This window comes from Pseudomonas sp. 05N431 (assembly GCF_056397005.1).
Map to the genome: position 1 here is coordinate 348,013 of NZ_JBFTMN010000005.1, position 26,643 is coordinate 374,655.

28 protein-coding genes and 1 other RNA gene are annotated in these 26,643 nt (G+C 59.8%); 16 read left to right on the forward strand and 13 right to left on the reverse strand.

Annotated elements, in window-relative coordinates:
• Positions 1 to 19 precede the first annotated feature (19 nt).
• The 4 genes from AC1DIG_RS12370 (at position 20) to AC1DIG_RS12385 (ending at position 1,446) form a co-directional block, all read left to right on the forward strand.
• Positions 20 to 229 (forward strand): TIGR02449 family protein, encoded by a 210-nt coding sequence (locus tag AC1DIG_RS12370; RefSeq protein WP_007982902.1) that lies wholly within the window; start codon positions 20 to 22, stop codon positions 227 to 229.
• Entirely contained in the window at positions 226 to 543 is a 318-nt protein-coding gene (locus tag AC1DIG_RS12375; RefSeq protein ID WP_019694181.1) for a cell division protein ZapA, read from the forward strand. Before AC1DIG_RS12370 ends, AC1DIG_RS12375 begins: the two co-directional genes overlap by 4 nt.
• Before the next feature lie 30 nt (positions 544 to 573).
• A non-coding RNA gene (gene ssrS / locus AC1DIG_RS12380) (6S RNA) lies at positions 574 to 752 on the forward strand.
• A gap of 88 nt (positions 753 to 840) precedes the next feature.
• Positions 841 to 1,446, forward strand: a complete 606-nt coding sequence (locus AC1DIG_RS12385; protein ID WP_103317899.1) for a 5-formyltetrahydrofolate cyclo-ligase — start codon at positions 841 to 843, stop codon at positions 1,444 to 1,446.
• Between the two features lie 42 nt (positions 1,447 to 1,488).
• On the opposite strand, the gene AC1DIG_RS12390 is transcribed toward AC1DIG_RS12385, so the two are convergent.
• Positions 1,489 to 1,647, reverse strand: coding sequence for a hypothetical protein (locus AC1DIG_RS12390; RefSeq protein WP_178098566.1), 159 nt, complete (start codon positions 1,645 to 1,647; stop codon positions 1,489 to 1,491).
• Positions 1,648 to 1,844: 197 nt separating this feature from the next.
• On the opposite strand from AC1DIG_RS12390, the gene AC1DIG_RS12395 reads away from it, so the two are divergent.
• Positions 1,845 to 2,297, forward strand: a complete 453-nt coding sequence (locus tag AC1DIG_RS12395) for an EVE domain-containing protein (RefSeq protein WP_477767539.1) — start codon at positions 1,845 to 1,847, stop codon at positions 2,295 to 2,297.
• 143 nt (positions 2,298 to 2,440) lie between these two features.
• Here AC1DIG_RS12395 and AC1DIG_RS12400 read toward each other — a convergent pair whose 3' ends face one another.
• Complete coding sequence (locus tag AC1DIG_RS12400; protein WP_477767540.1) at positions 2,441 to 2,848, reverse strand: flagellar basal body-associated protein FliL; 408 nt, start codon at positions 2,846 to 2,848, stop codon at positions 2,441 to 2,443.
• A gap of 151 nt (positions 2,849 to 2,999) precedes the next feature.
• Between AC1DIG_RS12400 and AC1DIG_RS12405 the strand changes: the two genes are divergently transcribed.
• The 3 genes from AC1DIG_RS12405 to glpT all read left to right on the forward strand — a co-directional run bounded on the left by AC1DIG_RS12405 (position 3,000) and on the right by glpT (position 6,160).
• The gene (locus tag AC1DIG_RS12405) at positions 3,000 to 3,977 is read left to right on the forward strand and encodes an NADPH:quinone oxidoreductase family protein (protein WP_477767541.1); all 978 of its coding nucleotides are present in this window, start codon (positions 3,000 to 3,002) and stop codon (positions 3,975 to 3,977) included.
• 51 nt (positions 3,978 to 4,028) lie between these two features.
• Positions 4,029 to 4,643 carry a flagellar basal body-associated protein FliL gene (locus tag AC1DIG_RS12410; RefSeq protein ID WP_477767542.1) on the forward strand — a complete coding sequence of 205 codons (615 nt, stop codon included), beginning with the start codon at positions 4,029 to 4,031 and terminating at the stop codon, positions 4,641 to 4,643.
• A gap of 167 nt (positions 4,644 to 4,810) precedes the next feature.
• Positions 4,811 to 6,160, forward strand: a complete 1,350-nt coding sequence (glpT, locus tag AC1DIG_RS12415; RefSeq protein ID WP_054594577.1) for a glycerol-3-phosphate transporter — start codon at positions 4,811 to 4,813, stop codon at positions 6,158 to 6,160.
• Here glpT and AC1DIG_RS12420 read toward each other — a convergent pair.
• Complete coding sequence (locus AC1DIG_RS12420) at positions 6,157 to 6,795, reverse strand: gamma-glutamylcyclotransferase (protein WP_477767543.1); 639 nt, start codon at positions 6,793 to 6,795, stop codon at positions 6,157 to 6,159. The two genes, glpT and AC1DIG_RS12420, sit on opposite strands and share 4 nt — an antisense overlap.
• 341 nt (positions 6,796 to 7,136) lie before the next feature.
• Between AC1DIG_RS12420 and AC1DIG_RS12425 the strand changes: the two genes are divergently transcribed.
• On the forward strand, positions 7,137 to 7,616 hold the full coding sequence (locus AC1DIG_RS12425) for a sn-glycerol-3-phosphate transporter (RefSeq protein ID WP_477767544.1): 480 nt from the start codon (positions 7,137 to 7,139) through the stop codon (positions 7,614 to 7,616).
• Here AC1DIG_RS12425 and AC1DIG_RS12430 read toward each other — a convergent pair.
• From AC1DIG_RS12430 to AC1DIG_RS12450, 5 genes are all read right to left on the reverse strand, one after another.
• Positions 7,613 to 8,590 (reverse strand): CDP-6-deoxy-delta-3,4-glucoseen reductase, encoded by a 978-nt coding sequence (locus AC1DIG_RS12430; RefSeq protein ID WP_477767545.1) that lies wholly within the window; start codon positions 8,588 to 8,590, stop codon positions 7,613 to 7,615. The two genes, AC1DIG_RS12425 and AC1DIG_RS12430, sit on opposite strands and share 4 nt — an antisense overlap.
• A complete protein-coding gene (ubiD, locus tag AC1DIG_RS12435) occupies positions 8,590 to 10,056 on the reverse strand; it encodes a 4-hydroxy-3-polyprenylbenzoate decarboxylase (RefSeq protein ID WP_216744308.1) in 1,467 nt (488 codons plus the stop codon). The genes AC1DIG_RS12430 and ubiD overlap by 1 nt, the downstream gene beginning before the upstream one ends.
• A gap of 141 nt (positions 10,057 to 10,197) precedes the next feature.
• Positions 10,198 to 11,457: a transcription termination factor Rho gene (gene rho, locus AC1DIG_RS12440; protein WP_007899384.1), complete on the reverse strand. Its 1,260-nt coding sequence runs from the start codon at positions 11,455 to 11,457 to the stop codon at positions 10,198 to 10,200.
• 248 nt (positions 11,458 to 11,705) lie between these two features.
• Positions 11,706 to 12,035, reverse strand: a complete 330-nt coding sequence (gene trxA / locus AC1DIG_RS12445; RefSeq protein WP_003206727.1) for a thioredoxin TrxA — start codon at positions 12,033 to 12,035, stop codon at positions 11,706 to 11,708.
• Between the two features lie 120 nt (positions 12,036 to 12,155).
• Positions 12,156 to 12,860: a FadR/GntR family transcriptional regulator gene (locus AC1DIG_RS12450; protein ID WP_477767546.1), complete on the reverse strand. Its 705-nt coding sequence runs from the start codon at positions 12,858 to 12,860 to the stop codon at positions 12,156 to 12,158.
• A 255-nt stretch (positions 12,861 to 13,115) separates the two neighbouring features.
• Here AC1DIG_RS12450 and AC1DIG_RS12455 point away from each other — a divergent pair, with 255 nt between their 5' ends.
• From AC1DIG_RS12455 to ppx, 5 genes are all read left to right on the forward strand, one after another.
• Complete coding sequence (locus tag AC1DIG_RS12455) at positions 13,116 to 13,901, forward strand: transporter substrate-binding domain-containing protein (RefSeq protein ID WP_477767547.1); 786 nt, start codon at positions 13,116 to 13,118, stop codon at positions 13,899 to 13,901.
• Positions 13,902 to 13,935: 34 nt separating this feature from the next.
• Positions 13,936 to 14,604 (forward strand): amino acid ABC transporter permease, encoded by a 669-nt coding sequence (locus AC1DIG_RS12460; RefSeq protein WP_477767548.1) that lies wholly within the window; start codon positions 13,936 to 13,938, stop codon positions 14,602 to 14,604.
• Positions 14,601 to 15,251, forward strand: coding sequence for an amino acid ABC transporter permease (locus AC1DIG_RS12465; protein ID WP_477767549.1), 651 nt, complete (start codon positions 14,601 to 14,603; stop codon positions 15,249 to 15,251). Before AC1DIG_RS12460 ends, AC1DIG_RS12465 begins: the two co-directional genes overlap by 4 nt.
• Positions 15,238 to 15,975 (forward strand): amino acid ABC transporter ATP-binding protein, encoded by a 738-nt coding sequence (locus tag AC1DIG_RS12470; RefSeq protein WP_477767550.1) that lies wholly within the window; start codon positions 15,238 to 15,240, stop codon positions 15,973 to 15,975. Before AC1DIG_RS12465 ends, AC1DIG_RS12470 begins: the two co-directional genes overlap by 14 nt.
• A 234-nt stretch (positions 15,976 to 16,209) precedes the next feature.
• Positions 16,210 to 17,712: an exopolyphosphatase gene (ppx, locus tag AC1DIG_RS12475; protein ID WP_477767551.1), complete on the forward strand. Its 1,503-nt coding sequence runs from the start codon at positions 16,210 to 16,212 to the stop codon at positions 17,710 to 17,712.
• Between the two features lie 152 nt (positions 17,713 to 17,864).
• Here the strand turns inward: ppx and ppk1 are convergent, their stop codons facing one another.
• Positions 17,865 to 20,090 (reverse strand): polyphosphate kinase 1, encoded by a 2,226-nt coding sequence (gene ppk1, locus AC1DIG_RS12480; RefSeq protein WP_477767552.1) that lies wholly within the window; start codon positions 20,088 to 20,090, stop codon positions 17,865 to 17,867.
• Between the two features lie 18 nt (positions 20,091 to 20,108).
• Positions 20,109 to 21,122, reverse strand: coding sequence for a porphobilinogen synthase (gene hemB / locus AC1DIG_RS12485; protein WP_477767553.1), 1,014 nt, complete (start codon positions 21,120 to 21,122; stop codon positions 20,109 to 20,111).
• 207 nt (positions 21,123 to 21,329) lie between these two features.
• Here hemB and AC1DIG_RS12490 point away from each other — a divergent pair, with 207 nt between their 5' ends.
• Positions 21,330 to 21,962, forward strand: coding sequence for a DedA family protein (locus AC1DIG_RS12490; RefSeq protein WP_477767554.1), 633 nt, complete (start codon positions 21,330 to 21,332; stop codon positions 21,960 to 21,962).
• On the opposite strand, the gene AC1DIG_RS12495 is transcribed toward AC1DIG_RS12490, so the two are convergent.
• A complete protein-coding gene (locus AC1DIG_RS12495; RefSeq protein WP_477767555.1) occupies positions 21,943 to 23,178 on the reverse strand; it encodes a sterol desaturase family protein in 1,236 nt (411 codons plus the stop codon). The genes AC1DIG_RS12490 and AC1DIG_RS12495 overlap by 20 nt on opposite strands.
• 114 nt (positions 23,179 to 23,292) lie before the next feature.
• Here AC1DIG_RS12495 and elbB point away from each other — a divergent pair, with 114 nt between their 5' ends.
• A complete protein-coding gene (gene elbB / locus AC1DIG_RS12500) occupies positions 23,293 to 23,961 on the forward strand; it encodes an isoprenoid biosynthesis glyoxalase ElbB (RefSeq protein ID WP_477767556.1) in 669 nt (222 codons plus the stop codon).
• 117 nt (positions 23,962 to 24,078) lie between these two features.
• Here the strand turns inward: elbB and AC1DIG_RS12505 are convergent, their stop codons facing one another.
• Together AC1DIG_RS12505 and AC1DIG_RS12510 are read right to left on the reverse strand one after the other, a co-directional pair.
• Positions 24,079 to 24,534 carry a YaiI/YqxD family protein gene (locus AC1DIG_RS12505; protein WP_477767557.1) on the reverse strand — a complete coding sequence of 152 codons (456 nt, stop codon included), beginning with the start codon at positions 24,532 to 24,534 and terminating at the stop codon, positions 24,079 to 24,081.
• A 100-nt stretch (positions 24,535 to 24,634) separates the two neighbouring features.
• A complete protein-coding gene (locus AC1DIG_RS12510) occupies positions 24,635 to 26,533 on the reverse strand; it encodes an FTR1 family protein (protein ID WP_477767558.1) in 1,899 nt (632 codons plus the stop codon).
• Between the last annotated feature and the right edge of the window lie 110 nt (positions 26,534 to 26,643).

The following is a 26,643-nucleotide window of genomic DNA, read 5'->3' on the forward strand; positions in this document are numbered from 1 at the left end:
CAAATCCCGTGGAACACGTATGGAAGACACCGACTTGCAAGCGCTGATGGCCAGACTCGAGCTGCTAATTACCCGAGTCGAGCAACTTAAGAGCCAGAACGGACTCTTATTAGCTCAGGAAAAGACCTGGCGCGAGGAACGCGCGCACCTCATTGAAAAAAACGAAATCGCCCGGCGTAAGGTCGAATCGATGATTTCGCGCCTCAAGGCCCTGGAGCAAGACTCATGAGTTCAAGCAATAGCGTTACCGTGCAGATCCTCGATAAAGAGTACTCGATCATTTGCCCCCAGGAAGAGCGCAGCAATCTGGTGAGCGCCGCCCGTTACCTGGACGGCAAGATGCGCGAAATCCGCAGCAGCGGCAAAGTGATCGGCGCCGATCGCATCGCGGTGATGGCCGCGCTGAACATCACCCACGATCTGTTGCATACGCGAGAACGTCCTGACGTACAGGCCAGCGGCTCGACCCGCGAGCAGGTGCGTGATCTGCTTGATCGGGTGGATCTGGTGCTCGCCACCGATCCGGATGTCAGCAAAGGCTGATTCCCGAGGGAGGTTGCGGTATACTCGCGCCACTCCCTGGGGTGCTTGCCAGTTGACGATGTCCCTGAGCCGATTCGCACTACCCTGGAAGTTGCACGTTGGGCTGGTGTGCATGTCCGCTAGACGGAAAGCCTTAAAGCCTACTGCATCTTCCACCTTGAACTTTCGGGTTCAAGGGCTAAGTCGACAGCGGTTCATCCGGGGAGCCTGGATTCAAGCCGATGCCGGTTTTTGCCGGCATCGGCTTTTTACGATGTCACCGCCCTGGTGCCCTCGACACTCGAACAGCCCATGACGATGACCGAACCTGCGCCGCTATCCCGCCCGCAACTTCGACGCATGCTGCGCCAGGCACGTCGCGCACTGAGCAACAGTGAGCAACGCCAGGCTGCTCGCGGGCTGTATCGACAATTGGCGCAACACCCGCTGTTCCGCCGCGCAAAACACATTTCCCTGTACCTGCCTACCGACGGTGAAATCGACCCGCGCCTGCTGCTGCGCGCCGCTCAACGCCGGGGCAAGGCGACTTACCTGCCCGTACTCAGCGCCTGGCCGCGAACCAAGATGGTCTTTCAGCGCATTCGCCCCGGTGAAAAGCTGCGGCCCAACCGCTTTCGCATTCTTGAACCTCGGGTCAACCAGGCCAAGCAACGCAAGGTCTGGGCACTGGATCTGGTGTTGTTGCCGTTGGTCGGCTTTGACGAACACGGCGGACGCCTGGGGATGGGGGGCGGTTTCTACGATCGCAGCCTGGCCTATCTGGCACGTCGCAAGACCTGGCGCAAGCCGACGCTGCTGGGCCTGGCCCATGAATGCCAGAAAGTCGAAAAGCTGGATCAAGCGAGCTGGGATGTACCGATGCAAGGAACGGTGACTGACAGGAAGTGGTATTTCGCGGACTAGATCTGGACGCCACTGCCATCAGCGGCGTCGCTTGCAGCGGTTTTAGCGCTTGTGCGGCTTTAGAGGTTGTTTCTGTTGTTGCGCGACTTCGATCGGTGCATCAGTCTTGTTCGCCCACAGGCTTTGCGCATAACCCGTGGTTACGACGCCCAGGCCGAACACAATCACTAAAATCCACAGTAAATCCGGTTTGCGTTTCATCGATTGCCCCCCTCAAGGCATGTCGCACACGATGACAGCAACGGTACCGAAATAGGCCGTGCTTGCCGCGTCTCGCTTAAAAGTCCGGCATTTTGCGGTAACGTGAAGCGACACGCAAACGCTGACGTCAACCGACCGTCGGTTTGTCATAAAATCGCCGGGTAACGTTCCCGACCACCGATTTCGGAGCAAAACAGATGGCCTACTGGCTTATGAAATCCGAGCCCGACGAGCTCTCGATCAAAGGCCTGGAGAAGCTCGGCGAAGCCCGCTGGGACGGCGTTCGCAATTATCAGGCACGTAATTTCCTGCGGGCCATGGCGGTCGGCGACGAGTTTTTCTTTTACCACTCCAGCTGCCCCGAACCGGGCATCGCCGGGGTCGGACGAATCATCGAAGCAGCGTATCCGGACCCAACGGCGCTGGAACCCGAGAGTGCTTACTTCGACCCGAAGGCCACACCCGAGAAAAATGCCTGGAGCGCGATCAACGTCGCCCATGTCGAGACCTTCTCCAAGGTGTTGAAGCTCGATTACCTGAAACAGCAGACGGCACTGGCAGAGATGCCACTGGTGCAGAAAGGCTCGCGATTGTCGGTGATGCCAGTGACCGCTGAGCAGTGGGCGGCGGTGATTGCTTTACGCTCGTGAGCAATGCGGCGACTGCACGAATGCTATCGCGAGCAAGCTCGCTCCCACACTGAATCGGTGTCCATCCACAATGTTGTGAACGGCACTAACCCCCTGTGGGAGCGGGCTTGCTCGCGAAGAGGCCCGCCCGGACAACGGAAGGCTTATTGAATGATCAGGTTGTTGAACAACAGATCGTCAACCACCGGCTTGCCGGTTTCGTCATTCATCACTTGCTGGGTCTGCTTCAAGGCTTCCTGACGCAGCTTTTCTTTCGCTTCGACGTTGTTCATGGTTTCAGTGGTTTGCTGGGCGAACAGTGCAACCAGCTGATTGCGGATCAATGGCTCGTTGGCCTTCACAGCCTTGACCGCTTCGTCACCGGTTACCCGCAACGCCACATCAGCCTTGTAGACCTTGAGCTTCGGGGTGCCATCCAGCCCGTAGTTACCCACGAACGGTGGGCTCAGGCTGATATAGCTGACTTTCGGCGCTTCGCCTTCTTTGGCTTCTTCGGCCATCGCTGCCACAGGCAGAGACAGGGCCAGCATCAACATGATCCACGCTTTCACAATTCGCTCCTCATCCGGTTTGCGGCCTAGCATAACCACCCGCAGCCCAAGCACAAAGCTTATGGCTGCCTATCAGGGGCGGGCATGCTCGTTGACCCGTTGACTCACACACCTACACTTATCGGCCATCACTCCCAAAGGAATAGCCCTGATGAAAGCCGTGCTGTGCAAAGCCTTCGGCCCTGCCGAATCGCTGGTGCTGGAAGAAGTCGCGAGCCCTGTCGCCAAGAAGAACGAAATCCTCCTGGACGTGCATGCGGCCGGGGTGAACTTCCCGGACACGCTGATCATCGAGGGCAAATACCAGTTCAAGCCGCCCTTCCCGTTTTCGCCGGGCGGTGAAGCGGCTGGAGTGGTGAGCGCGGTGGGCGAAAAAGTCAGCCACCTCAAGGTGGGTGACCGGGTCATGGCACTGACCGGATGGGGCAGTTTTGCCGAACAAGTCGCGGTGCCGGGCTACAACGTGCTGCCTATCCCGCCGTCGATGGACTTCAACACCGCCGCCGCCTTCAGCATGACCTACGGCACTTCGATGCACGCGCTGAAACAGCGCGGCAACCTGCAACCCGGGGAAACCCTGCTGGTGCTCGGCGCTTCGGGCGGTGTCGGCCTGGCCGCCGTGGAAATCGGTAAAGCCATGGGTGCCCGGGTCATCGCTGCCGCCAGCAGCGCCGAGAAACTCGCCGTGGCCAAGGCTGCCGGCGCCGATGAGCTGATCAACTACAGCGAAACCAACCTCAAGGACGAAATCAAGCGCCTGACCGACGGCAACGGCGCCGACGTGATCTACGATCCGGTAGGTGGCGACCTGTTCGACCAGGCGATCCGCGCCATTGCCTGGAACGGCCGCCTGCTGGTGGTCGGTTTCGCCAGCGGACGCATCCCGGAACTACCGGTGAACCTCGCTCTGCTCAAGGGTGCTGCTGTACTCGGGGTGTTCTGGGGCTCCTTCGCCCAACGCCAGCCGCAAGACAATGCCGCGAATTTCCAGCAACTGTTCGGCTGGTTCGCCAAAGGCAAGCTCAAGCCGCTGGTGTCGCAGGTTTACCCGCTGGCTCAGGTCGCCAATGCCATCAATGATCTGGGTCAGCGCAAGGCCGTTGGAAAGGTGGTGGTGCAGGTACGGTGAACCAGACTCCCTGCTACGCTTCGAGTCTGTTTACCCATCACAGGACGGAGGATGAGCATGATGCTGCGCACATTGTTATTGGGTCTGGCCGTTTTACCTGCATTGGCGATGTCAACGCAGGCAACGGCAAATCAAAGTGACAAGACCGCTCAGGGCCTGAAAAATGTCACCGTACTGATCGTCCGGCACGCGGAAAAACCCGATCAGGGCATGGGGCTCAGCCCTCGTGGCGAGCAGCGCGCCGAGGCTTATGCACATTATTTCGACCCGCTGCAGCTGGGCAGCAAGAACCTGGTACCGCAACGCCTGATCGCCACCAGCGACAGCAAGTCCAGCGCGCGACCACGGCTGACCCTGACACCGCTGTCCCAGCGTCTGCACCTTCCGATCGAGCAACCCTATGCCGATGATGAAGTCGACAAACTGGTCAAATCGCTGGGCAAGAACAACCAGGCCCCGGTTGTATTGATCGCCTGGCATCACGGGCACATCGACAATCTGATCGAAGCGTTCGGTGGCGATGGCCAAGCGTTGACCGGGCAGAAATCCTGGCCGGAAGACGTCTATGACTGGCTGATCGTATTGCGCTTCGATGACCAGGGAAGTTTGGTCGAATCCCACAGCAAGAAGATTCAGGAACATCTGCTGCCCGGAGATGGCAGCTGATTACCCGGATCGCCCCCCTTCCTTCCACCTGAAGAGCGCATGTTCATAAAAGAACATGCGTTCCCGTTCACTTCTCTCGATTTCCTTGACGACAAGCGGTGCTTTTTTCGGTAACGAAACTGTAACATTCGCATCCGCAGTCAAAACAAGAAATTTGGAGCTCTTGAATGTTTGCTTTCTTTCGTCCTGCCGCACATCAGGCTCCATTGCCTGAAGAACACGTAGACAGCACCTACCGGCGCTTGCGCTGGCAAATCTTCGCCGGGATTTTCTTTGGCTACGCCGGTTATTACCTGCTGCGAAAGAACTTCTCCCTGGCCATGCCGTACCTGATTGACGAAGGCTACACCCGTGGTCAGTTGGGTCTGGCGATGTCGGCGATCGCGATTGCCTACGGTTTGTCGAAGTTTTTGATGGGGCTGGTGTCCGACCGTTCCAACCCGCGTTACTTCCTGCCCTTCGGCCTGCTGGTATCGGCCGGGGTCATGTTCATTTTCGGTTTCGCACCGTGGGCAACGTCCAGCGTAACCATGATGTTCATCCTGCTGTTCATCAACGGCTGGGCCCAGGGCATGGGCTGGCCGCCAAGTGGCCGGACCATGGTGCACTGGTGGTCGCAGAAGGAACGCGGTGGCGTGGTGTCGGTCTGGAACGTCGCGCATAACGTCGGCGGTGGCCTGATCGGCCCGTTATTCCTGCTTGGCATGGGCCTGTTCAATGATTGGCACGCAGCGTTCTACGTCCCGGCCGCCGTAGCGTTGCTGGTGGCCGTGTTCGCCTTCATGGTGATGCGCGATACCCCGCAATCGGTAGGCCTGCCGCCCATCGAGAAATACAAGAACGATTACCCTGAAGGCTACGACGCCAGCCACGAAGACGAATTCAGCGCCAAGGAAATCTTCGTCAAATACGTGCTGCGCAACAAAATGCTCTGGTACATCGCCATGGCCAACGTCTTTGTCTACCTGCTGCGCTACGGCGTACTGGACTGGGCGCCGACCTACCTGAAGGAAGCCAAGCACTTCGACGTGGATAAGACCTCGTGGGCGTACTTCTTCTACGAGTGGGCAGGTATTCCGGGCACGCTGCTGTGCGGCTGGATGTCGGACAAGATCTTCCGTGGCAACCGCGGCCTGACCGGCATGGTGTTCATGGCACTGGTGACCGTGGCGACTCTGGTTTACTGGCTGAATCCGGCCGGCAACCCGACCATCGACATGATCGCGCTGTTCTCCATCGGCTTCCTGATCTACGGCCCGGTGATGCTGATCGGTCTGCAAGCGCTGGAACTGGCACCGAAGAAAGCCGCCGGCACTGCGGCAGGTTTCACCGGCCTGTTCGGGTATCTGGGTGGCTCGGTCGCGGCCAGTGCAGCGATGGGCTACACCGTGGACCATTTCGGCTGGGATGGCGGTTTCGTGTTGCTGGTCGGTGCATGCCTGTTGGCAATGGCTTGCCTGGCACCGACCTTGTGGCACAAGCAAGTCGCCAGTCAGGGCCGTGAAGCGCTCGCTTAAGCCTTACAGCGCTTGAGCCGCGCCTCCAGATTCCGGTCTGGCATGGCGTGGCTGCGCAGGGCGTGTGCGGTCTGCTCGACATAATCGCGAGTGGTGCCGTAACGCCCGCAAGCGCTTTCGAACACCTGGCTCAGCACATGGTCCGGCAAGTTACCGGCATAGCTGGGCAGGTGCCGCTCCAACACAAACCCCAATGCCTGAACCTTGTTTCCGTCTTCCAGCCGGCAATTGAGCCAGTGCGGGCGATAAGACGGCACCGGCATTTCGCGCTGCCAAAGCGCGTACAGCGAGGCTTCCAACTGGTCATCCGGCAGCCGATAGGCAAAGCCGCTGCAAGAGCCGCCGCGATCCAGCCCAAACACCAGCCCTGGCATTTCCGGCGTACCGCGGTGTTCGTGGGACCACAGGTACAAACCGCGATGGTAACCATGCACGCGTCCGCGCACCCGCTCGACGGCGGTGCATTCCGGGCGCCAGATCAATGAACCGTAAGCGAATAACCAGACCGGCCCGCCCTTGTGCCGGGCCATGGTGGCCTGCATCGAGCTGAGCAATTGTTCGTGAGTCAGCTGCGCGCCCAGATCGAGCCGCGGAGGGTAAGCCAGATTCAAACAAGCAGATTCAATGGCGGTCATGGCAAAAGGTGTTCAGTCCCACAAGTATTACAGGATGTAAGCAAGATTAACGTCATAGAACATATAGCAGTAAACGTAAAACGAAAAGTACTAAAGGACGTATGACCCTTCTATATCAAGGACTGCGCCAATGAAGGAGCCCGGTATATAGCCTAATACTCTTTGGAAAATATCCTAAATACCCGAATGAAATATGCATAAACCTTGTGTACGTTCAGAATCAACCGTCATTTAACAGATCTTTCTGACGTATTCGTCTGATACCCTGCCGCCCCTTCTTTGAATGCAGGCGTATAGCAGCCTCCACAGGCGCAAGCCGAATTACCAATAGAGGTCGCAAGATGAAAAACCTGAGAATGTACGGTCTGCTGTTGTTGGCGCTGGCCACCCCGGCGCTGGCAGTCGAAAGCCCAACTCAAGAAGACAAGGGATTCTGGTATCTGCAGGCCAGTCTCTATACCAAACACTATTCGCCAGACCCCGATCACAATAACAATCAGGATCTGATCGGCCTTGAACGCAATGAAGCATCCGGCTGGTTGTTTGGCGCCGCGACTTTTCGTAACTCGTTCAGCCAGCGTTCGTATTACGCCTACGCGGGGAAGCGTTACGAGAGCGCCAACTATCCGGTGTATATAAAGCTGACCGGTGGATTACTCCAGGGTTACAGCGGCGAGTACAAGGACAAGATTCCGCTCAACCACTTCGGTGTGGCGCCCGTGATCATTCCATCACTGGGCGCTCATTACGGCCCGGTCGCCGCCGAGCTAGTTCTGCTCGGCTTTAATGCAGCCATGATCACCACCGGGGTACGTTTCTAGCTTGCTTGCGGCCGGGGCGCGTAGGCGAAGACATCAGCGCGCATCTGGTGCGCGTCCATCCCGGCGTTGACCAAGGCGTCCAACGTGCCGTAAACCATCGCCGGCGAACCGCTGGCATACACATGCAGGGATTTCAGGTCGGGGAAATCCTCGCAAACCGCCTCGTGCAGCATGCCGCAACGCCCTTCCCAACCGCACAGATCGCTGACGACCTTGTGCAGGAACAGGTTGGGCAGCTTCAGCCATTCATCCCAATGCTCGATCTGATAGAAGTCTTCCGGTCGCCGCACGCCCCAGTACAGGTGCACCGGATGCTTGAATCCCTTGGCCCGGCAATGCTCGATCAGGCTGTGGATCTGCCCCATGCCGGTACCGGCGGCCATCAACACCAGCGGACAGTCAGGCAACTCGGCCAGATGCGTATCGCCGAAGGGCATTTCAATGCGCACCATGCGATTGCGCTGCAACTGCTCGATCAGGCTGAGCGCACTGGCTTCACGCGCCAGCACATGCAGTTCCAGATCTCGTCCTGAATGCGGCGCAGAGGCCAGCGAGAAGGCAGATTTCTCGCCATTCTCGCGCTCGAGCAGCAGGTACTGCCCGGCGTGATAGCGCGGCGGCTTGCCTGCCGGTGCCCGCAGTCGAACCCGCCAGGTGTCACCGCCAACGTCTACGCATTCAGTGACCTGACACGACAGGCTGCGCACCGGTAATTCTCCCAGCGCAAGGACGCCATCCCACAATACGATGCAGTCTTCCAGCGGCTCTGCTATGCAAGTGTAGAACTCGCCGTGATCGCGCACATCGCCGGTCTGTTTGACCCGACCTTCGACCAGCAACGCCGCGCAAACGTGGCAGTTGCCATTACGGCAGCTTTGCGGGCACTCATAGCCCAGGCGCCGCGCCCCATCGAGAATCCGCTCGCCGGGCAGTATCTCAAGCACTGCTCCGGACGGCTGCAAGGTTACACGCATCAATCTATTCCTAACTGATTCCAGATGGCATCGATCCGGCGTGTCACCGCCTCATCCTTGACGATTACCCGGCCCCACTCACGGGTGGTTTCGCCAGGCCATTTATGCGTGGCATCGAGCCCCATCTTCGAGCCCAGGCCGGAAATCGGCGAGGCGAAGTCGAGGTAGTCGATCGGCGTGTTATCGATCATCACCGTATCGCGCTTGGGGTCCATGCGCGTGGTGATGGCCCAGATCACGTCGTTCCAGTCGCGGGCGTTGATATCGTCGTCAGTGACGATAACGAACTTGGTATACATGAACTGTCGCAAAAACGACCAGACACCGAGCATTACCCGCTTGGCATGGCCGGGGTACTGCTTTTTCATGGTCACGACGGCCATGCGGTACGAACAGCCTTCAGGCGGCAGGTAGAAGTCGGTGATCTCCGGGAACTGCTTTTGCAGGATCGGCACGAACACTTCGTTCAGCGCCACACCGAGAATCGCCGGCTCATCCGGTGGACGGCCGGTGTAGGTGCTGTGGTAGATCGGCTTGATCCGGTGGGTGATGCGTTCGACGGTGAACACCGGGAAGCTGTCGACTTCGTTGTAATAGCCGGTGTGGTCGCCGTACGGACCTTCATCGGCCATTTCGCCTGGATGAATCACGCCTTCAAGGATGATCTCGGCGGTGGCCGGCACTTGCAGGTCGTTGCCACGGCACTTCACAAGCTCGGTGCGGTTACCACGCAACAGGCCGGCGAAGGCGTACTCGGACAGGCTGTCCGGCACCGGCGTTACCGCGCCGAGAATGGTTGCAGGATCGGCACCCAGCGCCACGGATACCGGGAATGGCTGGCCCGGATGTTTTTCGCACCACTCGCGATAGTCCAGCGCGCCGCCACGATGGCTCAACCAGCGCATGATGACTTTGTTGCGGCCAATCACTTGCTGGCGATAGATGCCGAGGTTCTGGCGATCCTTGTTCGGGCCTTTGGTGACCGTCAGGCCCCAGGTAATCAGCGGGCCGACGTCGCCGGGCCAGCAGGTCTGCACTGGCAGCATTGCCAGGTCGACGTCATCGCCTTCGATGACCACTTCCTGGCAGATGGCGTCCTTGACGACTTTCGGCGCCATGGCAATGATTTTGCGGAATATCGGCAGCTTGGACCAGGCGTCTTTCAGCCCCTTTGGCGGCTCCGGCTCTTTGAGGAAGGCCAGCAGTTTGCCAATCTCGCGCAGTTCGCTGACGGCTTCGGCGCCCATGCCCAAGGCTACGCGCTCAGGCGTACCGAACAGGTTGCCAAGCACGGGGATGTCATAACCGGTCGGGTTTTCGAACAGCAGCGCCGGGCCCTTGGCCCGCAAGGTGCGATCGCAGACCTCGGTCATTTCCAGCACTGGTGACACCGGAACCTGGATGCGCTTGAGTTCGCCGCGCTGTTCCAGGCCGCTGATAAAGTCGCGCAAGTCGCGATACTGCATGCGTTAGCCTCGTTTTGGCCATGGCGTTCGGGGGCATGAGTTTAGCCTCGAACCCATCCGTTCAGAAGAGTGACCAGGCAAATCATCAAAGGTCAGATAGCAAAAAGCCGGGTTTCCCCGGCTTTTGCTGGCCTGATCGATTTACTTGCGTTTCATCGACAGGAAGAACTCATCGTTGGTCTTGGTCTGTTTCAGCTTGTCGACCAGGAACTCGATGGCAGAGACTTCATCCATAGGATGCAGCAGCTTGCGCAGGATCCACATGCGCTGCAGCTCGTCGTCGGCAGTCAGCAACTCTTCGCGGCGGGTGCCGGAGCGGTTGATGTTGATCGCCGGGAAGACGCGCTTTTCAGCGATCTTGCGATCCAGAGGCAGCTCCATGTTGCCGGTGCCTTTGAATTCTTCGTAGATCACTTCGTCCATCTTCGAGCCGGTTTCAACCAGCGCGGTAGCGATGATGGTCAGCGAGCCGCCTTCTTCGATGTTCCGTGCGGCACCGAAGAAACGCTTTGGTTTCTCCAGGGCGTGAGCATCGACACCACCGGTGAGGACCTTGCCGGAGCTCGGGATCACGGTGTTGTAGGCACGCGCCAGACGAGTGATGGAGTCGAGCAGGATGACCACGTCTTTCTTGTGTTCAACCAGGCGCTTGGCCTTCTCGATCACCATTTCGGCAACCTGCACGTGGCGGGTTGGCGGCTCGTCGAACGTCGAGGCAACCACTTCGCCGCGCACGGTGCGCTGCATTTCGGTTACTTCTTCCGGACGTTCGTCGATCAGCAGCACGATCAGATGAACTTCAGGGTTGTTACGCGCGATGTTGGCAGCGATGTTCTGCAGCATGATCGTCTTGCCCGCTTTTGGCGGAGCAACGATCAGACCGCGCTGGCCTTTACCGATCGGAGCGCACAGGTCGATGACACGACCGGTGAGGTCTTCGGTGGAACCGTTACCGGCTTCCATCTTCATGCGCACGGTCGGGAACAGCGGGGTCAGGTTCTCGAAGAGAATCTTGTTTTTCGCGTTCTCGGGACGATCGTAGTTGATCGTGTCGACCTTGAGCAGTGCGAAATAACGCTCGCCTTCCTTTGGAGGACGGATCTTGCCAACGATGGTGTCACCGGTGCGCAAGTTGAAGCGACGGATCTGGCTCGGCGAGACGTAGATATCGTCTGGGCCGGCGAGATAGGAGGCGTCTGCAGAGCGGAGGAAGCCGAAGCCGTCCTGGAGAATCTCCAGCACGCCATCACCGGAGATTTCCTCGCCGCTTTTCGCGTGCTTTTTCAGCAAGGAGAAAATCACGTCCTGCTTGCGCGAACGGGCCATATTTTCTATGCCCATCTGTTCGGCCAATTCGAGCAGTTCGGTAATCGGCTTTTGCTTGAGTTCAGTCAGATTCATATAGGAATGACGTAATCATTTATGGAGGGGGGGAAATTAAGCTTTTGGCTTAATGAGGCCGCGCCGCAGAGAAGGCGACAGGATCGCGTACTTATTCGAAAAGGAGAGCGTCGGCGACGGCTTGCAGGGGGCGCTGGAGAAACCAGTGCGGGGCCGAATGTAACACCTGAGTTTCGGAGCGTCTAGCCCTGAATAACGAAAAAGCCCCGCTATTTGCGGGGCTTTTTGGATGACTCTTGCAACGACGCTTAGATGTTGGCGTCGAGGAAGGCAGCCAGTTGCGACTTCGACAGCGCGCCAACCTTGGTCGCTTCGACGTTGCCGTTCTTGAACAGCATCAGGGTCGGGATACCACGTACGCCGTGCTTGGCCGGGGTTTCCTGGTTTTCGTCGATGTTCAGCTTGGCAACGGTCAGCTTACCTTTGTAGGTTTCAGCGATTTCGTCCAGAACCGGAGCGATCATCTTGCATGGGCCACACCACTCAGCCCAGTAGTCGACCAGTACAGCACCTTCGGCCTTGAGTACGTCAGCTTCGAAGCTAGCGTCGCTAACGTGTTTGATAAGATCGCTGCTCATGGAAGTCTCCAGGTTGTAAGCAAAAAAACGTGGCCCATCATAGCCGCCCTTCCCTCGTTCAGGAAGCCGCAGATGATTGAGTCTCGCTATGGCGGTGCATGAGTTTGGGTATAGCTCAAGTCACGCGGTGGCGGGGGTCACGAAGGAAATTCCAGTGCGCAGGGCCGCGTTGCGCACGTGCTCCTGCATAGCCTTCTGCGCAGCCCCGGATGCCCGGCGGGCCAGCGCCCGAAGGATCTTGCGGTGCTCCTGCCAGGTTTCCATGGCCCGTTCGGCCCGGATGAACGGTAGTTTCTGGCTCTCCAGAAAGAGCTCGGCACTCGCCGTCAGAATGCTCAACATCGCCTGATTACCGCTGGCCAGCAGGATTCGCCGATGAAATTCGAAGTCCAGCCGCGCCGCCGCGTCGAAGTCTCCGGCGCGCAACTCGTCGCGCATCGCGGCGACGTTATCTTCAAGGGCATCGAGCTCATCGGCGCTCAATGTCACCGCCGCCAACCCCGCCGCAAAACCTTCCAGGGCATAGCGCAGTTGAAAGATATCCACAGGCGAGGCTTGAGCCGCGAACGGCCAACTCACTCCCGACACTGCCGGGGATGGCTCGATTGCCTGCACGAACACCCCTTTGCCTGGCTGCACGCTGATCACTCCCAAGGCACTCAAGGATGACAACGCCTCACGCAGCGACGCCCGGCTCACGCCCAATTGCAGGGCCAGATCACGCTGCGAAGGCAGCACGTCCCCCGGCCCGAAACCCTGTTCGGTAATCAGTTTACGGATGGCGTGCAGCGCCACTTCAGGTACGGCGCGGGAGATTGAATTCATGGTTTTTTCAGACGAGCCAGACCAGTGAGCGGCTAGTTGTAAAGCTAATCGCCGAGTCAGGCAAGTCATGCCCCACAGGGGTTCGGGCGCTTTGGTCGATGCCCGATGAAGGTGCGAAAAAACCGGCAACTGTTCAGACCAGTAAGACCGATCAACACCAGTAAATCCGTGGCTTTGCAGGTATTTCGCTGGAGGTTGGCATGGGCTGTGCTCTGTCGATTCGCAGAAATCACTTGCCGAATCCGGAGAATTGCCATGACCCAGCGTTGCAGCGCCCTGCTCACTGCCCTGTTCGCCAGCCTGATGTTCTGTCAGCTCCCCGCCCATGCCGACGGCCTGGAGGATGTGGTCAAGCGCGGCACGCTCAAGGTCGCCGTGCCTCAGGACTTCCCGCCGTTTGGCTCGGTGGGTCCCGACATGAAACCCCGCGGCCTCGACATCGACACCGCTGCGCTTCTGGCCGACCAGCTCAAGGTCAAACTCGAACTGACGCCGGTCAACAGCACCAACCGCATTCCATTCCTGACCACCGGCAAGGTCGACCTGGTGATCTCCAGCCTTGGCAAAAACCCTGAGCGCGAGAAGGTCATCGACTTCTCCCGCGCCTATGCGCCCTTCTATCTCGCGGTGTTCGGCCCGCCAGAAGTTGCCATCAACGGCCTGGATGAGCTCAAGGGCAAAACCATCAGCGTCACCCGTGGCGCCATCGAAGACATCGAGCTGACCGCCGTCGCCCCGCAAGGCGCAACCATCAAGCGCTTCGAAGACAACAACTCGACCATCGCCGCCTACCTCGCAGGGCAAGTCGACCTGATCGCCAGCGGCAACGTGGTGATGGTGACCATCAGCGAACGCAACCCGAAACGCATTCCAGCGCTGAAAGTGAAGCTCAAGGATTCGCCGGTCTACGTCGGCGTGAACAAGAACGAGCCGGCGCTGCTGGACAAGGTCAACCAGATCCTCGCCACCGCGAGGACCGACGGCAGCCTGGAGAAAAATTCCCAAACCTGGCTCAAGCAGCCGCTGCCGGCCGATCTCTGATCGTCGTGACGGCGCTTAATCGAGGAAACTGTCCATGGCCTATCAGTTCGACTTTTTACCGGTGGTGCACAACACCGACCTGCTGCTGCGCGGTGCGCTGTTCACCCTTGAGCTGACGGCCATCGGCGCACTGCTCGGGGTGAGCCTGGGGATTGTCGGCGCCGCGGTGCGGGCGTGGAACATCCGTCCGTTTGCCGGGATCTTCGGGGTTTACGTCGAGTTGATCCGCAATACACCGTTTCTGGTGCAACTGTTCTTCATTTTCTTCGGCTTGCCATCGCTAGGCCTGCAAATCTCCGAATGGCAGGCCGCGGTGCTGGCGATGGTGATCAACCTCGGCGCCTATTCGACGGAAATCATTCGCGCGGGCATTCAAGCGATCCCGCGTGGCCAGCTGGAAGCTGCGGCAGCGTTGGCGATGAGCCGTTTCGAAGCCTTCCGCCATGTGGTGTTGCTGCCGGCGCTGGGCAAGGTCTGGCCGGCCCTGAGCAGCCAGATCATCATCGTCATGCTCGGTTCGGCGGTGTGCTCGCAGATCGCCACGGAAGAACTCAGTTTTGCCGCCAACTTCATTCAGTCGCGCAACTTCCGCGCCTTCGAAACCTATGCCCTGACCACGCTGGTCTACCTGTGTATGGCTTTGATGATTCGCCAGTTGCTGAACTGGATCGGTCGACGGTTTATAGCAAGGAGCGGCCAATGAGCGATTTCACCTTCTGGGACATCGTCCGCAACCTGCTCACCGGCCTGCAATGGACCCTGGCGCTGTCGCTGGTGGCGTTTATCGGTGGCGGGCTGATCGGCTTGCTGATCATGACCCTGCGTATCTCGAAAAACGCCCTGCCGCGCAATTTTGCCCGTACCTATATCGAACTGTTCCAGGGCACGCCGCTGCTGATGCAGCTGTTTCTGGTGTTTTTCGGCATAGCGCTGCTGGGGATCGAGATTTCGCCATGGCTGGCGGCGGCGATTACCTTGACGCTGTTTACCAGCGCTTACCTGGCGGAGATCTGGCGCGGCTGCGTCGACTCGATCGCCAACGGTCAGTGGGAAGCCTCGGCGAGCCTGGCACTCAATCCCTTTGAACAGCTGCGCTACGTGATCCTGCCGCAAGCCCTGCGCATTGCCGTGGCACCGACCGTGGGCTTCTCGGTGCAGGTGGTCAAGGGCACGGCGGTGACCTCGATCATCGGCTTCACCGAACTCACCAAAACCGGCGGCATGCTCGCCAACGCAACCTTCGAACCCTTCATGGTCTACGGCCTCGTGGCGCTCGGTTACTTCCTGCTCTGCTACCCGTTGTCCCTCAGTGCCCGCTACCTGGAAAGGAGACTGCATGCCTCTGCTTAGAATTTCCGCCCTGCATAAATATTACGGCGATCACCATGTGCTCAAAGGCATCGACCTGAGCATTGATGAGGGCCAGGTGGTGGCGATCATCGGTCGCAGCGGCTCGGGAAAATCGACCCTGCTGCGCACCTTGAACGGCCTGGAGTCGATCAACGACGGGGTGATCGAAGTCGACGGCGAATACCTCGACGCCGCCCGCGCCGACCTGCGCAGCCTGCGACAGAAGGTCGGCATGGTTTTTCAGCAATTCAACCTGTTCCCGCACCTGACGGTGGGCGAAAACGTCATGCTCGCGCCGCAAGTGGTACAGAAAGTCTCCAAGACCAAAGCCGCCGAGCTGGCGCGACAGATGCTGGAGCGGGTCGGGCTCGCGGAGAAATTCGATGCGTTCCCGGATCGACTGTCCGGCGGCCAGCAACAGCGTGTCGCGATTGCCCGGGCCCTGGCGATGTCGCCGAAAGTGCTGCTGTGCGACGAAATCACCTCGGCGCTCGACCCGGAGCTGGTCAATGAGGTGCTGAGCGTGGTCCGGCAACTGGCCAGGGACGGGATGACGCTGATCATGGTCACCCACGAAATGCGCTTCGCCCGCGAAGTCGGTGACAAACTGGTGTTCATGCACCAGGGCAAGGTGCACGAGGTGGGCGATCCGAAAGTGTTGTTTGCCAATCCGCAGACGGCGGAGCTGGCGAACTTCATTGGTACCGTAGAAGCAGCGGGCTGAGAGATCTTCGGAGTCTGCAAGGCCGTCATCGCGAGCAAGCTCGCTCCCACATTGGTTTGGTGTCGCCCACAGTACTGAAGGCAACAAAGAACCCTGTGGGAGCGAGCCTGCTCGCGATTGAGCGCGAAGCGGTCACGGCACTCCTGCGCTGGATCAAGGCTTTAATCACTACGCGTTGGCGGCAGCGGTTGATCGTGGCAGGATGGTCGGGTTATCGACCGAGACCTCTAAACCATGCCTGAATCCCAAGCCAAGAATCTGTCCCTGATCGCCGCTATCGACCTGGGCTCGAACAGCTTTCATATGGTCGTGGCCAAGGCCATCCACAATGAAATCCGTATTCTCGAGCGGCTTGGCGAGAAGGTTCAGCTGGCCGCGGGGATCGACGAAGAGCGCCGACTTACCGAAGAATCCATGCAGCGCGGGCTCGATTGCCTAAAGCGCTTTGCCCAACTGATCAACGGCATGCCACCGGGCGCCGTGCGGATCGTCGGCACCAACGCCCTGCGCGAGGCCCGCAACCGTGGCGAATTCATCCGCCGCGCCGAAGAAATCCTCGGTCACCCGGTAGAAGTCATCTCCGGTCGTGAAGAAGCCCGCCTGATCTACCTTGGCGTCTCCCACACCCTCGCCGACACACCGGGCAAGCGTCTGGTGGCCGACATCGGCGGTGGCAGTACCGAATTCATCATCGGCCAGCGCTTCGAGCCGCTGCTGCGCGAAAGCCTGCAAATGGGCTGCGTCAGCTACACCCAGCGCTATTTCCGCGACGGCAAGATCACCCCGGCCCGTTACGCCCAGGCCTACACTGCGGCGCGGCTGGAGATCATGAGCATTGAGCATGCCCTGCACCGCCTGACCTGGGATGAAGCCATCGGCTCCTCGGGCACCATTCGCGCCATCGGCCTGGCGTTGAAGGCCGGCGGCCACGGGGCTGGCGAGGTCAATGCCGAAGGCCTTTCCTGGCTCAAGCGCAGGCTGATCAAACTCGGTGACGTCGAAAAAATCGATTTCGAAGGCCTGAAACCTGATCGCCGGGCGATTTTCCCGGCCGGCCTGGCGATTCTTGAAGCGATCTTCGACGCACTCGAATTGCAACGTATGGATCACTGTGAGGGCGCCCTGCGTGAAGGCGTGCTCTACGACCTGATGGGCCGTCATCACCACGAAGACGTCCGCGAACGCACCCTCAGCTCGCTCATGGAGCGTTACCACGTCGACGTGGGACAGGCCGACCGCGTCGAACGCAAGGCACTCCACGCGTTCGACCAGGTGGCCGATGACTGGGACCTTAATGACGGTGTCTGGCGCGAATTGCTGGGTTGGGCCGCCAAGGTCCACGAAGTCGGGCTGGATATCGCCCACTATCAATTCCACAAGCACGGCGCCTACCTGATCGAACACTCCGATCTGGCCGGTTTTTCCCGTGAAGACCAGCTGATGCTGGCGCTGCTGGTACGCGGCCACCGCCGCAACATTCCCAAGGACAGGTTTGCCGAGTTCGGCGATGACGGCATCAAGCTGATTCGCCTTTGCGTACTGCTGCGCTTCGCGATTCTGTTCCATCACATCCGCGGCACCCAAAAGATGCCGCAGGTCACGTTGCAGGCCAACGGCGACACCCTGGATGTGTTGTTCCCGGAGAACTGGCTGGACGAAAACCAGCTGACCCAGGCCGACTTCGCGCTGGAAGCGGAATGGCTGACCCGCGTCAACTTCGTGCTTAACGTTCGCTAACACCGCTCGATTACGCACAGCAATACCAATGTGGGAGCGAGCTTGCTCGCGATAGCGGTGCAGCAGTCAACATGGATGTTGAATGTCATTCCGTCATCGCGAGCAAGCTCGCTCCCACATTTATTGGCCTTCCATGGCCTTTGCGTGAGGCCTCAGTTCACAGTCAGAATCGGGCTGCCCAAACGCTCCAGCAAGGTTGCCTGGGCGCTGCGCGGGTTCTGGTTGCCGGTCGGTGTGTTGCGGATGTAACGACCGTCCGACTGCAGGCTCCAGCTGTGGGTGTTATCGGTGAGGTAAAGCTCCAGCTCTTTCTTGACCCGGGTAATCAGCTTCTTGCCTTCCACCGGGAAGCACGTCTCGACGCGTTTATCGAGGTTGCGCTCCATCCAGTCGGCACTCGACAGGAACATCTGCTCTTCGCCGCCGTTGAGGAAGTAGAAGACCCTTGTGTGCTCCAGGAAACGACCGATGATCGAGCGCACATGGATGTTGTGCGAAACCCCGGCGATACCCGGCCGCAGGCAGCACATGCCGCGCACCACCAGATCGATCCGCACCCCGGACTGGCTGGCCTTGTACAACGCGCGGATGACCTTCGGGTCGGTCAGCGAGTTGAACTTGGCGATAATCTGCGCCGGCTTGCCGTCGAGGGCGAACTGGGTCTCCCGGGCAATCATGTCGAGCATGCCCTTCTTCAGCGTGAACGGCGCGTGCAGCAGTTTCTTCATGCGCAGGGTTTTACCCATGCCGATCAACTGGCTGAACAGTTTGCCGACGTCTTCGCACAAAGCATCGTCGGAGGTCAGCAAGCTGTAGTCGGTGTACAGACGGGCATTGGCGGCGTGGTAGTTGCCGGTGCCCAAGTGGGCGTAGCGGACAATCTCGCCGGCCTCGCGGCGCAGGATCAGCATCATCTTGGCGTGGGTCTTGAAGCCCACCACGCCGTAGATCACCACCGCGCCGGCCGCTTGCAGACGGCTGGCCAGTTGCAGGTTGGACTCTTCGTCGAACCGCGCACGCAATTCGATCACCGCGGTGACTTCCTTGCCGTTACGCGCCGCATCAACCAGCGCATCGACGATCTCCGAGTTGGCGCCGCTGCGGTAAAGGGTCTGACGGACCGCCAACACATGCGGGTCCTTGGCCGCTTGGCGCAGCAAGTCGACCACCGGAGTGAAGGACTCGAACGGGTGCAGCAGCAGAATGTCCTGCTTGCTGATCACGCTGAAAATGTTCTCGCTGTTCTGCAGCAGTTTCGGGATCTGCGGGGTGAACGGCGTGTATTGCAGTTCCGGGTGACTGTCCAGGCCGGTGATGCTGAACAGCCGCGTCAGGTTGACCGGACCGTTGACCTGATACAGCTCGGTCTCGCTCAGGTTGAACTGCTTGAGCAGGTAGTCGGACAGGTGTTTCGGGCAGGTGTCCGCGACTTCCAGACGCACCGCATCACCGTAACGACGGGAGAACAGCTCACCGCGCAGGGCGCGGGCCAGGTCTTCGACGTCTTCGGTGTCGACCGCCAGGTCCGCGTTTCGGGTCAGGCGGAACTGATAGCAGCCCTTGACCTTCATGCCCTGGAACAGGTCGTCGGCGTGAGCGTGGATCATCGACGACAGGAACACATAGTTGTCACCGGTGCCACCGACCTCTTCCGGCACCTTGATCACACGCGGCAACAAACGCGGGGCCGGGATGATCGCCAGGCCGGAATCGCGACCGAACGCATCGATACCTTCGAGTTCGACGATGAAGTTCAGGCTCTTGTTCACCAGCAACGGGAACGGGTGCGTAGGGTCGAGACCGATCGGGGTGATGATCGGCGCGATCTCGTCGCGGAAATAGCGGCGTACCCAAGTCTTGAGCTTGGTGGTCCAGTAACGGCGACGGATGAAGCGGACCTGATGTTTTTCCAGTTCCGGCAGCAGGATGTCGTTGAGGATCGCGTATTGGCGATCGACGTGACCGTGTACCAGATCGCTGATACGCGCCAGCGCCTGATGCGGTTGCAGGCCGTCGGCACCGGCTTGTTCACGGGCGAAGGTGATCTGCTTCTTGAGCCCGGCAACACGGATCTCGAAGAACTCGTCCAGGTTGCTGGAGAAGATCAGCAGAAACTTCAGCCGTTCCAGCAACGGATAGGACTCATCCAGCGCCTGCTCCAGCACGCGGATGTTGAACTGCAGTTGCGACAGCTCGCGATGGATGTACAGGCTGCTGTCATCCAGGCCTGGAATCGCGACTGCCGGCGCCGCCGGTGCCGCTTCGGCTACCACCACCGCGGGTGGGGCAGGCTCCAGCGCAGGCTCGATTTCGACGACAGGCTCAACCAGCGGTTGAGCTTCTTTTACGGCAACTTCAGTGAGTCCTTCGGTATTCATCGGATGTTCCTGGGAGGGCTATTGTTGCTCTCGTAACAATTGAGCGGCACGTACGGCAAAGTAAGTCAGGATGCCATCAGCTCCAGCACGTTTAAAAGCGGTCAGGGACTCTAGGATAACCCCTTCGCTCAACCAGCCATTCTGGATTGCTGCCATGTGCATCGCGTATTCACCGCTGACCTGATAGACAAAGGTCGGCACTTTAAATTCTTCTTTGACCCGGTAAAGGATGTCCAGGTACGGCATGCCTGGCTTGACCATGACCATATCCGCGCCTTCTGACAAGTCCGCCGCCACTTCGTGCAGGGCTTCGTTGCCGTTGGCCGGGTCCATCTGATAGGACGCCTTATTGGCCTTGCCCAGGTTCAGCGCCGAACCCACCGCATCGCGGAACGGACCGTAATAGGCGCTGGCGTACTTGGCCGAGTAAGCCATGATCCGCACGTTGACGTGACCGGCCAGCTCCAGCGCTTCACGGATCGCCTGGATGCGGCCGTCCATCATGTCCGACGGAGCCACCACCTGCGCACCGGCAGCGGCGTGGGACAAGGCCTGTTTGACCAGCGCATCGACGGTGACGTCGTTCTGCACATAACCTTCTTCGTCCAGAATACCGTCCTGGCCGTGGGTGGTGAACGGGTCCAGCGCTACGTCGGTAATCACCCCCAGCTCCGGGAAGCGTGCACGCAGGGCGCGGGTGGCGCGCTGGGCGATACCCTCCGGGTTCCACGCCTCGGCAGCGTCGAGGGATTTGAGTTCGGCCGGGGTCACCGGGAACAGCGCCACGGCTGGAATACCCAGCTCGACCCACCGGGCCGCTTCTTCGAGCAACAGGTCGATGGTCAGACGTTCGACGCCTGGCATCGAGGCAACCGCTTCGCGACGGTTTTCACCGTCGAGCACAAAAACCGGAAGAATCAGGTCATTGGTGGTCAGGACGTTTTCACGGACCAGACGGCGAGAAAATTCATCACGACGATTGCGACGCAGGCGGGTTGCAGGAAACAAACGGTTGGCGGGGGTAAAGCTCACGGCAGACTCCTGAGCCCGCGCTGACGGGCGAGCGTGACAGTTATAAGCGGCCATTATGACTAACGTATGACAGTTATGTGCACCCCTGTGACCTGTAGTCGCAACCATTGTCCTTGTAGGAAATGTTCACGTCGAGACACATTTCGACACTTTCCTGAATGTGCCTGAAGGGTTAGGCTGCGCGTTCATTTCGCCAGCACCCAGACAATGCTCCAACAATTTCTGCATGACTTCGGCTACTTTGCCCTTTTCCTCGGGACGTTCTTCGAAGGCGAAACCATTCTGGTACTCGCAGGCTTCCTCGCGTTCCGTGGATACATGGACATCAACCTGGTGGTAATCGTGGCGTTCTTCGGCAGTTACGCCGGCGATCAGCTGTGGTACTTCCTGGGGCGCAAACACGGCCGCAAACTGCTGGCGCGCAAACCACGCTGGCAAATGATGGGCGATCGGGCGCTGGAGCATATCCGCAAGCACCCGGACATCTGGGTGCTGAGCTTTCGCTTCGTCTACGGCCTGCGCACGGTAATGCCCGTGGCCATCGGCCTGTCGGGTTATCCGCCGGGACGCTACCTGATACTCAATGGTATTGGTGCGGCGATCTGGGCCAGCGCCCTGGCGGCTGCTGCTTACCACTTTGGCGCGGTGCTCGAAGGCATGCTCGGCAGCGTCAAGAAGTACGAGCTGTGGGTACTGGGCGCCCTGCTGGTGCTGGGCTTCTGCCTGTGGCTACGCCGGCGCTTCAAGAATGCTCGCCTCGCCAAGCAGATCTACGAAGACGAGCAGGTCCAGAAAGCCGAAAAGGCCAAGGCCAGCGAACCTACGACGCCAGTCGAGTGATGCGGTTTCTGCAGCAGTAGAGACCGATGCCGCTGAGCAGGCTGTAACTGAGCACGCCGACCCAGCCCACCGCGCTGGCCGGCCATAGCCCGACCAGCGGCGCCAGCCAGACCAGCGGCAGATTCAGCGCCAGCCGCAGCAACTCCAGTTTCAACGCCTGCGGGCGATTCTCCAGGGCCACGCCCAGCACAAACAAACCCAGCGCCACCGCCCCCCAGCCCAACACCAGGGCCGCGGTCGGCAAGCTTCGCTCCAGATTCATCAGGTAGCTGCCCAGCGCGATATACAGGCAAAACTGCAGCGCGATATAGACCTGCTGCCGTCCGTCCAGCGGCACCTCGAATTTGCGGAACTGACTCAGGTCCGGCTTGTTCATCGGGTACTTCGCCGCCACATCCGCCGGCCGCCAACCGGTGCGCATGAACCAGATTCGCAGCTTGTCCCACCAGCGTTCGGCACGTCGTGCATCAGCCCATAACTGCGCATAGAACTGCACGTTCGCCCACAACGGATTCCAGCTCGCCAACGGTGTGGTCACGCCAAAAATCACCGGTTCGTTGTCGTCCTCTTCCTGGAACGAACCAAACAACCGGTCCCAGATAATGAACACCCCTCCGTAGTTACGATCCATGTAGAGCGCGTTCTGCGCATGGTGAGCCCGGTGGTTGGAGGGCGTGACGAAGAACCATTCGAACCAGCCGAGCTTGGGAATGTGTTTGGTGTGAACCCAGAATTGGTACAGCAGATTCAGCGCCGCGACGCTGACGAACACCATTAGCGGCACGCCGAGTACCGCCATCGGCAGGTAGAAAATCCAGCTCAGCAGGAATCCGGTGCTGGTCTGGCGCAATGCCGTGGAGAGGTTGTAGTCCTCGCTTTGGTGGTGCACCGAATGCGCCGCCCAGAGGATGTTGCGCTCATGCCCCATGCGGTGCAGCCAGTAGTAGCAGAAGTCATAGGTAACAAAGGCGAACACCCAGACCCAAACGCTTTCGGCCGACAGCTCGAACAGCGCCAGATGCTTCAGGGCGAACGCATACGTCACCAGCCCCACACCTTTGGTCAAGAGGCCAGTGGTGGTCGACAGCACGCCGGTGCTGAGGCTGTTGATTGCATCGGCCAGGCGATAATGACTCACCCCGCGCCAACGGTCCGCCAGCAGCTCGACGGCAATCAACACAAAGAAAAACGGCACCGCATACAGAATGAAGTCCATGACGCGACCTGATCGCAAAGGTGATGACTGATCCTAGGTGTAGCCGTGAAATAACCCTATGGCAACGAGTGACAAATTAGTGGACATTTAACGCCATGAATCTGGAGAAAACCCATGAGCAAAAAAGTTGCAGTGATACTTTCCGGCTGTGGCGTGTATGACGGCGCCGAGATCCATGAAAGCGTGTTGACCCTGCTGCGCCTCGACCAACGCGGTGCACAGGTGCAATGTTTCGCCCCGGATACCGCGCAATTGCATGTGATCAACCACCTGACGGGCGAAGAAATGCCCGAGTCGCGCAACGTGCTGGTGGAGTCGGCGCGCATCGCCCGCGGACACGTGAAAGACCTGCGTGAAGCCAACGCCGAAGACTTCGATGCGCTGATCGTGCCCGGTGGTTTTGGCTCGGCGAAGAACCTGTCCAACTTCGCCATCGAAGGCGCCGGTTGCAGCATTCAGCCAGAAGTCCTGGCGCTGGCCGAAGCCTTTGCCGAAGCCGGCAAACCGGTTGGCCTGATCTGCATCTCGCCGGCGTTGGCGGCGAAAATCTACGGCCCGGGCGTAACCTGCACCATCGGCAACGACGCCGATACTGCCGCCGCCGTGACCCGAATGGGCGCGACCCATGTCGATTGCGCCGTCGGCGAGATCATTGAAGACAAGGCCCGCAAACTGGTCAGCACCCCGGCCTATATGCTGGCGCAATCAATCAGCGAAGCGGCTTCCGGGATCAACAAGCTGGTAGATCGGGTTTTAGAGCTGACGCATGAGAATGATGCGTAACACATGACTAATGTGGGAGCGAGCTTGCTCGCGATGGGGTCAGCAAATTCAACATTGATGTCAGCGGCTAGGCCGCTATCGCGAGCAAGCTCGCTCCCACAGGGTTCACTGCACGACTCAAGACTTTCGGGTCAGCCGGGTGATGATCCGGTCCAGCGCATTGGCGAACGCCTGCTTCTCGCGATCGCCAAACGGCGCCGGCCCGCCGCTCATCTGCCCCTGCTCACGCAGGTCGGTGAACAGGTTACGCACCGCCAGCCGATCGCCCATGTTCTGCGCATCGAACTCCTTGCCCCGCGGATCCAGCGCCGCGACACCTTTCTTCACCAAGCGGTCGGCCAGCGGCACATCGCTGCAAATCACCAGCTCACCCGGCGCTGCGTGCTCCACCAGGTAATCGTCGGCGGCATCCGGGCCGCTCGGTACCACGATCAGCTTCACCAGCGCCAGGCCCGGCTTGATCTGCGGCTGCCCGGCCACCATCACCACCTCGAACTGGCGCTTTAGCGCAAACTTCACCACCAGGTCCTTGGCTGCCCGAGGGCAGGCGTCAGCATCGATCCAGACACGCATTGTGTATTTCCTCTTCCAAAAAGCATCGTCGGCTCCCACAGGCTTTACGCAATCCTGTGGGAGCGAGCTTGCTCGCGATTGTGAGCGCAGCGAATGCTTGTTAAGAAGCCTGAACCCGCCGCTTCTCCTCCACTCGACTACGGCTGTACAAGACGACAATCGCCAAAATCGCCACCGCCTGCGCACCCAGCGAATAAGCGTCAGCGTGAATCCCCAGCCAGTCGAAGTCAAAGAATGGCACCGGACGAGTGCCGAAGATCCCGGCCTCCTGCAAGGCCTTGACGCCATGCCCGGCGAACACCACCGACAGCGCGCAGAGCAAACCGGCGTTGATCCCGAAGAACAGCGCCAGCGGCAGTTTCGCCGAACCGCGCAGGATCACCCAGGCCAGACCGATCAACAGCACCAGCGCCGTGGCGCCACCCGCCAATACCGCGTTATGCCCGGCCGGGCCGGCTTGCAGCCACAGAGTTTCGTAAAACAGCACCACTTCGAAAAGCTCGCGATAGACCGAGAAAAACGCCAGCGCAGCAAACCCGAAACGCCCGCCGCCGCTGACCAGGCTGCTCTTGATGTAATCCTGCCAGGCCGCCGCGTGACGACGGTCGTGCATCCACACCCCGAGCCAGAGCACCATGACACTGGCAAACAATGCGGTGCAGCCTTCCAGCAACTCGCGCTGGGCACCGCTGACATCGATCACGTACGCCGCCAGCGCCCAGGTCGCCAGACCCGCCACCAACGCCAATCCCCAACCGATGTTGACGCTGCGAATCACCGACTGCTGACCGGTGTTGCGCAAGAACGCGAGCACGGCGGCCAGCACCAGAATCGCCTCCAGCCCTTCGCGCAAAAGAATCAGCAGGCCGGAGACATAGCTCAGCGACCAGCTCAGGCCATCGCTACCCAGCAGGTCCGCGGACTCCTTCAACTTGGTCTTGGCAAACGCCAGCCGTTGCTCGACTTGCTCGATCGGTAGCCCGTCCTGCAACGACTGACGGTAAGCCATCAGGGATTTTTCAGTGTCTTTGCGCACTACGGTGTTGACGTTGTCCAGCGAGCTTTCGACCAGTTCGAAGCCCTCCAGATACGCCGCTACCGAGAGGTCATAAGCCTGTTCGCGGTCGCCGGCGCGGTACGCAGCCAGGCTCTTGTCGAGGGTCGCGGCGGTGTAATCGAGCAACTGCGCCGGGCCACGCTTGACCTGCGGCGGTTGGGCGCGCTGGGCGCGGAACGTAGCGGCCGCCTGAGGGCCTTCGGCCGCCAGCACTTCCACCGGGGTCTGTCGGGCCAGGTCGGCAAGGTTGAAGCTCTTTTCACTTTTGGCCGCAGCCGGATCGGCGCTGAACGCGGCGATGTAGGTCGCCAGATCCCAGCGCTGACGCTCGTCGAGTTGGTCGGCGAAGGCCGGCATGTCCGTGCCTTCGATGCCCTGCCCCAACGTGCTGTAGATCGCGTACAGGCTCAGGCGGTCGAGCCGCGTGGCATCACGCAGATTGGCCGGTGGCGGCGTCAGGCCAACACCTGCAGGACCATCACCGGCACCGGTGTCGCCATGGCACACCGCGCAGTGCTGCGCATACAACGGCGCACCACGCGTGGGATCCGGGGTAATGATCGGTGCCTGGCTGACTTCATAGGCCACCGCCAGCTTCGCGCCCAATTGCCGCGCCTGTCGGGCCACCTCCGCACCGTCCTGACGCTGGGTCACCGCGTTGCGCAGATTGCTCACGCCCTGCTCAAGCTCGGCGCGCTCGGGTTTGGCTGGCAGCGCGGCAATCAGCCCCTGCAAGACGTCGAGAAACTCCAGCTGCTCGCGGTATTCGCCGTCATCGATGACCTGGCCCGCCTCCACCGTCGCCGGGTAATCGGCACCAATGTAATCGAGCAAATGCAGTGCCTGTGGCGCGCCTTCCACCGTGTCGGCCAGCAGATTGAAACTGCACAGGGCAAACAAAGGGAGCACCAGCCAGGCCAGGAAACGGGACGGGGCAGTCATGAATGAATCTCAATTGATAATACGAAGTAACACATTGTTCACTCTCAATGCTTCCCACTCAAGCTTTGTCGTCCACAGTTTGAGGATTCGGACACCTCCCGGATGGTGGC